The organism is Methylobacterium sp. J-030 (assembly GCF_022829545.1).
In the GTDB taxonomy this organism is placed as follows: Bacteria; Pseudomonadota; Alphaproteobacteria; order Rhizobiales; family Beijerinckiaceae; genus Methylobacterium.
In genome coordinates, this window is sequence record NZ_JAKSYM010000199.1 from 1 (window position 1) to 8,713 (window position 8,713).

Genomic DNA, 8,713 nt, shown 5'->3' on the forward strand with positions numbered 1-8,713 from the left:
AGCCCGCGCGGGTGACGCCGGGCGCGGCTTCGCGGTGGTCGCCAGCGAGGTGAAGACCCTGGCGCTGCAGACCGGCCGGGCCACCGACGAAATTCGCGGACAGATCGCCGCAAGCCAGGCGACGACCCGGAACGCCGTGGACGCGATCGGCTCCATCCGGGACACGATCGGCACGCTGAACGCCGTTTCGTCCGCGATCGCCTCGGCCGTGGAGGAGCAATCCGTGGTGACGCGGGAAATGTCTGGCCGTCTGCAGACTGCCTACGGCGGAATCTCGGCGATCACGGCCGGTATGGATACGATTGCCGCGGCGAGCGACCGTCTTGATCACGCGACCCGGCAGGTTCGGGAAGCTTCGCGGTCGATGGGCTGAGGTCCCGTCTCGGCGACCGATAACGGCCGATGTCCCCGCACGACATCGTCACGACCATCCGGCGTTCAAGAACACGATCGACCATCGACGCCGGATGATCGGACGGGGCGATTCATCGAGATCGGGCATCCGTTTGGCGGGTGCGCGCAGATCGACAACGCCGATACGCCGGAGGCACCGACAGATCTGTGCGGGGCCGACGATCCCGCTTCACTCCGCGCGGCGGACGCACCCATCGATCGCGACGAACGGCCTTGCCACAGATCGCACGGCGGATGTGATACTTTATTGTTTCTGTCGAAACCTGATTTATACCGATAATCAGTTTGTATAATTTGATAAATATTAAATATTTTCGTCAAAAATCCGCTTCTAACAAAGTATAATGAGTATTTCTGGAGTAAATTAAATCGGCGACATGCGGTTTGCGAATTTTTCCAGCCGCGCTAGAAGGCGATCTTGAAAGCTACGCCATATTTTATGCGGTCGTCTAAGGTTTTAAGATGAATTTGAGCGGACAGACGATCGGATTGTCGATGATCGTCAAAAATGAGGCGCACGTTATTCGTCGCTGTCTCGAAACAGTGAGACCGATCATCGATCATTGGGTCGTGGTCGATACCGGTTCCAGCGATGGCACTCAGGATGTCATTCGCGCCGCGATGGCCGACATGCCCGGGTTCCTGGTTGAGCGGCCCTGGGTCGATTTCGCCCATAACCGGAGTGAGGCGTTGCACTTGGCTCGCCCGCACGCGGATTTTACGCTGGTTATCGATGCGGATGACGAACTGGTCATCCCCCCCGGCTTCATCATGCCGAAGCTCGAAGCGCCAGCCTATGATCTGACCATTCTGGACAGCTTCACCCGGTACCCGCGTACGCAATTAGTCAACAATATGTACCCCTGGCGCTATTTAGGCGTGGTGCACGAATTCATCGACTGTCCGATAGCGTCGTGGCGGGGGTCCCTGCCGCTCGCCATGCGCCGCGGAGAAGACGGGGCCCGGCACCTGGATAGCAAGACCTACGAGCGCGATGTCGCGCTTCTCGAAAAGGCGTTGAAGACGGAGACAGATCCCTTCCTGGTCGCACGCTATACTTTCTACCTAGCGCAGAGCTACCGCGATATCGGAGATTACGCAAATGCGCTGAAGTATTATTCGAGGCGCGCCGAACAGGGGATCTGGGATGAGGAGGTCTACATCAGCCTTCTCAGCGTCGCTTACATCATGGAGGCGGCGAACGAACCCGTTCACAAGATCCTGGCGGTCTACGACCGCGCCATCGCCACCCGCCCGGACCGGGCTGAAGCGCGCCATGGGGCGAGCCGGTGTTGCAGGGGGAAGCGCCGGTTCGTCGAGGGCTTCCATTACGCTGAAGCAGGTTTGCCGACAACGATGGACAGCGCTGGTCTCTTCATCCAGAATTGGATCTACCAATATGGCCTGCGGGATGAACACGCGGTCAATGCTTATAATACAGGTCAGTTCCGCGCCTGTTTGACGAGTTGCTTGGACATATTGGGGAAGCCCGATATCCCCGCAGATGTGCGGGCGCGGATCGCGCGTTTGGCGCGCGAAGCGCTCAGCAAGATGGTCGATCCAATCTGGGGCTTTGCGACGTCGTCCTATCGAACGCCGTTCATGCCGCTTTGGCAGGTGTGACGGTTGATCCGATTCCGATCGCCACATCGGCGCGCGTAGAGCCTCCGGCCTCGGACCGGGACGCAGGATCGGCAGGTACAACCTAGCCGAGGCTGTTAAAAGAAGCACCCGCGCTCGCGGCATCGCCCTGCTTCTTGCCAATAGCCGCCGGAATAATACTTCTGAATTCGTTCGGCAAGAGTAGAGCAAATTTGTCTCGCGATGTTTCCAGCTCACGGGGCTGGATCAAGCCATGAAAATGCCCTATTGATACACTGAATTCATAATGCTGAATGCCGGAGATGCAGCGCATCCCGGCGGACTCCCCACATCGCGACGCGGACGAGCCCTGAAACGATGGCCGCAATCGTTCGACTGGCCCTCCTACGCCCGTATACCTTCGTCGTGATGTCGATCTTGATCCTGATCTTCGGGATCCTGTCGATCTTTCGTACGCCCACCGACATCTTCCCCAGCATCGGCATCCCGGTGATCAGCGTTGTGTGGCAGTATACCGGCCTGCCACCTGAGGACATGTCGGGTCGCATCGTGTCGGTGTTCGAGCGCTCGCTCACCACGACGGTGAACGACATCGAGCACACCGAATCGCAGTCGGTACCGGGCTACGGCATCGTCAAGATCTTCTTTCAGCCGAGCGTGGATATCACCGCCGCGCAGGCGCAGGTCACCGCCATCTCGCAGACGCAGCTCAAGCAGCTCCCGCCGGGCATCACACCGCCGCTGATGCTCGCCTACAACGCGTCGAGCGTGCCGATCATCCAGCTCGCCCTGTCGAGCGACAGCCTCTCGCAGACGGCCCTTAACGATCTGGCCATGAACTTCATCAGGCCCCAGCTCGCCACGGTGCCGGGGGCGCAGCTTCCCTACGCCTATGGGGGCGCCGCGCGGCAGGTGCAGATCGACCTCGACCAGTCGGCGCTTCACGCCCACGGCCTCTCGGCGGCCGATGTCGGCGCGGCGCTCGCCCGGCAGAACCTGATCACGCCGGTCGGCACCCAGAAGATCGGAACCTACGAGTGGATCGTCGATCTGAACGACTCGCCCAAGACCGTCGAGGCGTTCAACGACCTGCCCGTGAAGGTCGTGAATGGGGCGGTCGTGTTCATGCGCGACGTCGCCCACGTCCGTAACGGCTCGCCGCCCCAGACCAATGTGGTTCAGCTCGACGGCAAGAAGGGCGTGCTGATGTCGGTCCTGAAGATCGGCAACGCCTCGACGCTGGACATCATCGCCGGCGTGAAGGCGCGGCTGCCGGCCATCCAGGCGACGCTGCCACCGGGCGTCGACCTGAAATATGTCGCCGATCAGTCCGGCTTCGTGAAGGACTCGGTGGTGGCCGTGGTGCGCGAGGGCATCATCGCGGCTGCGCTGACCGGGTTCATGATCCTGGTCTTCCTCGGGAGCTGGCGCTCGACCCTCATCATCACCGTGTCGATCCCGCTGGCGGTGCTGTGCTCGCTGATCGCCCTCTCGGTGCTGGGCCAGACCGTCAACGTCATGACGCTCGGCGGCCTCGCCCTGGCGGTGGGCATCCTGGTCGACGACGCGACGGTGACCATCGAGAACATCAACCGGCACATGGAGGAGTTCGGCGAGGACATCGTCACGGCGATCACCTGCGGCGCGCAGGAGATCATGCCGCCGGCCACCATCGCCCTGTTCTGCATCTGCATCGCTTTCGCGCCGCTGCTGGCGCTCGGCGGGGTGGCGGGCTTCCTGTTCCGGCCGCTCGCCATGGCGGTGGTGTTCGCCATGATCGCCTCCTACGTGCTGACCTACACGGTGGTGCCGACGATGGCGCGCTACCTGCTGGCCAACCACGCCCATGGACATGCGGACCAGGCTGCGCCTGGGCTGTTCGGCCGCTTCCAGCGCGGTTTCGAGCGCCGCTTCGAGAGCCTGCGGCAGGGCTATCTCGGCCTCCTGAGCCTTGCCCTCGCGCATCGGCGCCTGTTCGCCACCGGCTTCCTCCTCGCGGTCGGCCTGTCCTTCGGGCTGCTCCCCTATCTCGGCCGGGATTTCTTCCCGTCGATCGAGTCCGACGCCCTGCGTCTCCACGTGCGCGCCCCCACGGGCACGCGTATCGAGGAGATGACCGCGCTGACCGGGCGCATCGAGGCCCGCATCCGCGCCCACCTGCCCCCCGGACGCGTGACGAGCGTGGTGAACAACATCGGCCTACCGATCAGCGGCATCAACATCTCCTACGGCAACAGCGGCACGATCGGCACCTTCGATGCCGACATGCTGGTGACCATGACCGAGGGCGAGACCTCGCCCGCCGAACTCACCCGGGATCTGCGCGCGCAGCTGCCGCAGGATTTCCCCGGCGTGACCTTCTCGTTCCTGCCGGCCGACATCGTCAGCCAGATCCTCAATTTCGGCTCGCCCGCGGCCCTCGACGTGCAGATCGCGGGCGCCAACGACGAGGCGAACCGCGCCTACGCATACACGCTGCTGTCGCGGATCCGGCGCGTGGCCGGCGTGGCCGATGCCCGGATCCAGGAGCAGTCGAAGAACCCGGCATTGCATGTCGACTTCAATCGGGCGCTGGCCGGCGTCGTCGGGCTCACGGAGGGCGACGCGGCCACGAGCATCCAGGCCAGCCTGTCCGGTAGCACGCAGACGGCCCCAACCTACTGGCTCGACCCGCGCAACGGTGTCTCCTACCCGGTTTCGGTCCAGACCCCGCAATACGCGATCGATACGCTCGGCGACCTCAACAACCTGCCGATCACGGCCGCACGGTCCACGCAGCTCCTCGGCGGCCTGTCGACGATCGCCCCCGAGCCGCTCAGCGCCGTGGTTACGCACTACAACGTGATCCACACGGTCAACATCCTGGCCGCCGCCCAGAGCCGCGATCTCGGCGGCACTGCCACCGACATTCAGCAGATCATCGACGCCACCAAGGATGCTCTGCCCAAGGGCTCGACCGTGTCGGTGCGCGGCCAAGTGGTCACGATGGCGAATGCCTACCAGCAATTGCTGATCGGCCTCGGCTTCTCGATCGTGCTGATCTACCTGCTGATCGTGATCAACTTCCAATCCTGGGTCGATCCGTTCGTGATCGTCATGGCGCTGCCCGCGGCGCTCGCCGGCATCGTCTGGATGCTGTTCGTGACGCACACGCACGTCTCCGTCCCGGCGCTCACCGGCGCGATCATGTGCATGGGCGTGGCGACCGCCAACTCGATCCTCGTGATCAGCTTCGCCCGGGAGCAGCTGGCAGCAGGCCTGACCGCCCTCGACGCTGCCCTGGCGGCCGGCGCGACCCGGCTGCGGCCGGTCATCATGACCGCCCTCGCTATGGTGATCGGCATGCTCCCGATGGCGATCGAGCCGGGCCAGAATGCGCCGCTCGGCCGCGCCGTGATCGGCGGCCTGCTCTTTGCCACGACGGCGACGCTGTTCTTCGTCCCCGTCGTGTTCAGCCTCGTACATGGGCGCGCCCGCGCCCGTGCGGATGCCCCCCTCTCCGGTGCCCACCCCTCCCCGTCCGTCTGAGCTGGATCGCCCATGGATTCCGTCGAGACACCGAAGCCCCGAGCGGCAAAGGTCGTCGTTCTCCTGTTCGGCGTCGTGGCTGGCGCCGCGGCGCTCGCCTATCTCGGGATCACCGACCGCGCGAAGGGGATGCAGGAGATCGCGTCCTGGACCGAGAAGCAGGCCGTCCCGACCGTGCGGATCGTCCAGGCCCAGCGCGGTCCCCAGGATCAGGACCTGACGCTGCCCGGTACGCTCAACGCCTTCTACACCGGCTCGCTCTACGCCCGTGCCAGCGGTTACGTGACGGCCTGGCACAAGGACATCGGCGCGCGCGTGCGCAAGGACGAGATTCTCGTCGATATTTCGGCCCCCGACCTCGACCAGCAGCTCTTGGAAGCCCGGGCGACGCTGGTCCAGCTCCAGGCGGCGGTGCAGCAGGCCCAGGCGAATGCAGATCTCAGCGAGGCGACCAACAAGCGCACCGCGCGGCTCGTGACACAGGGCTGGTCCAGCGAGGAGCGCGGCGACACCGACCGGTTCACCGCGGCCTCGCGGACGGCGGCGGTGGCCGTCGCCAAGGGCAACCTCGTGGCCCAGCAGGCGGTCGTCAGCCGCCTGGAGGAGCTGACGCGCTTCAAGCAGATCAAGGCGCCCTTCGACGGAGTCGTCACGGCCCGGGCGGTCGATCTCGGCGACCTCCTGACGGCCGGGGGCACCTCGGGCCGGCCGCTCTACAGAGTGTCGGACATTCACCGGATCCGGGTCTTCGTGAACGTGCCGCAGGCCTTCCTGGTGGCGATGAAGCCAGGCCTCAAGGCGTCGCTGCATGTCCCCGGGCAGGAGGCGGCCTTCTCCGCCGAACTCACCTCGACGGCGAATGCCGTCACCGAGGAATCCCGTCAGGGTCTGGTCGAGCTGCAGGCGGACAATCCGGACGGCGCCCTTTGGCCGGGCGCCTTCGTGGAGGTGCAGTTCCACATCCCCTCCAACCCCGACACCTTGCGGATCCCCGCCACGGCACTCCTGTTCAACCGCGACGGCACGCAGGTGGCCGAGGTCCAGGACGACCACACGGTGGCGTTGCGCACGGTCAAGCTCGGCCGCAACCTCGGCAACGATGTCGAGATCCGGAGTGGCGTGACGCTGGCGCAGCGGCTGGTCGACAACCCGCTCGAATTCCTGAAGTCCGGCGATGTGGTCCGGATCGCCGGTGAATCCGCCATACCGCATACCGCTTCGGCGGAGTAAGGCGCGAGCCGAGTCTCTCGTCGGCTGAGCGACAGCCGCACAGGGGCCGGACCAACGAGGCGACCGACGCCATCACGCGCCTTGAGCAGGAGTCCGATATCCCGTTGCTCTCCGTCACCAGGGGACCGCGGGAGGACTGGTTTATCGGGCGCGTCGCCGTCGTCCTGCCCAACGAAATGGTCACCGACCGGATGTCCACCGCGCACTTCGCCCGGTAGCCGGAACGGCGCTCGCCGTTCTCCGGCGAACGCCGCCCGCCGTGCTCAGCGCATGACGAACGGGTTCTCCGGCGCGTCGCAGCTGGTGGAGATCCAGACGCTCTTGGTCTCCAGGTATTCGCGGATCGCCTCGATCCCGCTCTCGCGGCCGATGCCCGAGCGCTTCATGCCGCCGAACGGCATCATGTAGCTCACGGCTCGGTAGGTGTTCACCCAGACCGTGCCGGCGCGCAGGCCCTTCGACATGCGCATGGCGCGGCCAATATCCTGCGTCCAGACGCCCGCGGCGAGCCCGTAGATCACGTCGTTGCCGATCCGCAGCGCCTCCGCCTCGTCCTCGAAGCCGATGATCGACAAGACCGGCCCGAAAACCTCCTCCTGGGCGATCCGCATGGCATTGGTGACGCCAGTGAAGATCGTCGGCTCGACGAACTGGCCGCCGATCACGCCGGGGCCGCTGGCGGGATTGCCGCCGAACACGCAGCGGGCGCCCTCGCGTTTGGCGAGCGCGATGTAGTCGAGCACCTTGGCGTACTGGGGGGGCGTGGTGATCGGGCCGATATGGGTGTCGGCCTGCATCGGGTCGCCGAGCTTGGCGGTGCGAGCCAATTCGACCAGGCGCTCGGTGAAGACCTCGCGGATGCTGTTCTGAACCAGCAGGCGCGAGCCGGCGATGCAGGTCTGCCCGGTGGCGGCGAAGATGCCCGAGATCGCGCCCGCGGCGGCGGCCTTCAGGTCGGCGTCGGCGAACACGATGTTGGGCGACTTGCCGCCGAGCTCGAGCGACACCCGCTTGATCTGGCGCGCGGCCGCCTCGTAGACTTTGGCGCCGGTGACGTCGGAGCCCGTGAAGGTGATCTTGGCGACGTCCGGATGCTCGACGATCGCGCTGCCGGCCTCGCCGCCGAAGCCTGTGACGACGTTGAACATCCCGTCCGGGAGCCCGGCCTCCTTGGTCAGACGCGCGAATTCGAGCGTGCTGGCGGAGGCGAACTCGGAGGGCTTGACCACCACCGCGCAGCCGGCCGCCAGCGCCGGGGCACATTTCCAGGCCACGAACAACAGCGGTGAGTTCCAGGCGGTCAGCGCGCCGACCACGCCCACCGGCTCGTGCCGGGTGAACGCGAAGGTCTCGGGCTTGTCGATCGGGATCTGTGCCCCCTCGACCTTGTCGGCGAGGCCGGCATAGTACCACCACCATTCCGGCTGGTAGCGCGTCTGGCCGTACATCTCGGCGAACAGCTTGCCGTTGTCGCGGACTTCGACCTCCGCCAGCGCCTTGGCCTCGCGCTCCACGAGATCGCCGATCCGCCGCAGGACCTTGCCGCGGGCCGAGGCCGACATGGCGGCCCAGGGTCCCTCCCACATGGCGTGCTTGGCGGCGGCCACCGCACGGTCCACATCGGCCCGGGATGCGCGCGGGATCCGAGCCCAGGGCTCACCGCGATAGGGATCGATCGACTCGAACCACGAGCCCTCGACCGGATCGACGGACTGACCGTCGATGTAGAGCTGATAGGTCTTCACGGCGCGCTCCTCCGTCAGCGGATGCGCGCCATATGGACCGGATGCGTGACCGGGGCGAGGCGCGCTCAGGCGTTTGCGGAGAGGCGCTTGATGTCGGCGTCGACCATCTCGGTGATCAGCGCCTCCAGGCTGGTCTGCGCCTCCCAGCCGAACGTCGCCTTCGCCTTGGCCGGGTTGCCCAGCAGAACCTCGAC

Annotated in this window: 6 protein-coding genes and 1 pseudogene; 4 read left to right on the plus strand and 3 right to left on the minus strand. The window is 65.4% G+C overall.

The genetic code is table 11. The features are described 5' to 3' along the window. On the plus strand, positions 1-373 hold a 373-nt coding region (locus tag MKK75_RS13085), incomplete at its 5' end, for a methyl-accepting chemotaxis protein (RefSeq protein WP_244042992.1). 536 nt (positions 374-909) lie between these two features. After that, positions 910-2,037, plus strand: coding sequence for a glycosyltransferase (locus tag MKK75_RS13090; RefSeq protein WP_244042993.1), 1,128 nt, complete (start codon positions 910-912; stop codon positions 2,035-2,037). Between the two features lie 82 nt (positions 2,038-2,119). On the opposite strand, the gene MKK75_RS13095 is transcribed toward MKK75_RS13090, so the two are convergent. Continuing rightward, entirely contained in the window at positions 2,120-2,329 is a 210-nt protein-coding gene (locus tag MKK75_RS13095) for a hypothetical protein (RefSeq protein ID WP_244042994.1), read from the minus strand. A gap of 44 nt (positions 2,330-2,373) precedes the next feature. On the opposite strand from MKK75_RS13095, the gene MKK75_RS13100 reads away from it, so the two are divergent. Next, positions 2,374-5,544 (plus strand): efflux RND transporter permease subunit, encoded by a 3,171-nt coding sequence (locus tag MKK75_RS13100; RefSeq protein ID WP_244042995.1) that lies wholly within the window; start codon positions 2,374-2,376, stop codon positions 5,542-5,544. A 12-nt stretch (positions 5,545-5,556) separates the two neighbouring features. Next, positions 5,557-6,774 (plus strand): efflux RND transporter periplasmic adaptor subunit, encoded by a 1,218-nt coding sequence (locus tag MKK75_RS13105; RefSeq protein WP_244042996.1) that lies wholly within the window; start codon positions 5,557-5,559, stop codon positions 6,772-6,774. Positions 6,775-7,037: 263 nt separating this feature from the next. Here the strand turns inward: MKK75_RS13105 and MKK75_RS13110 are convergent, their stop codons facing one another. Together MKK75_RS13110 and MKK75_RS13115 are read right to left on the minus strand one after the other, a co-directional pair. After that, complete coding sequence (locus MKK75_RS13110) at positions 7,038-8,519, minus strand: aldehyde dehydrogenase (protein WP_244042997.1); 1,482 nt, start codon at positions 8,517-8,519, stop codon at positions 7,038-7,040. A 65-nt stretch (positions 8,520-8,584) separates the two neighbouring features. After that, positions 8,585-8,713: pseudogene (locus tag MKK75_RS13115) on the minus strand (GDP-mannose 4,6-dehydratase); the annotation flags it as partial.

Excerpts from the sequence above, each read along its gene's own strand:
- MKK75_RS13100 (WP_244042995.1), top strand. The coding sequence starts at position 2,374 with ATGGCCGCAATCGTTCGACTGGCCCTCCTACGCCCGTATACCTTCGTC.
- MKK75_RS13105 (WP_244042996.1), top strand. The coding sequence starts at position 5,557 with ATGGATTCCGTCGAGACACCGAAGCCCCGAGCGGCAAAGGTCGTCGTT.
- MKK75_RS13095 (WP_244042994.1), bottom strand. The coding sequence starts at position 2,329 with ATGCGCTGCATCTCCGGCATTCAGCATTATGAATTCAGTGTATCAATA.
- MKK75_RS13090 (WP_244042993.1), top strand. The coding sequence starts at position 910 with ATGATCGTCAAAAATGAGGCGCACGTTATTCGTCGCTGTCTCGAAACA.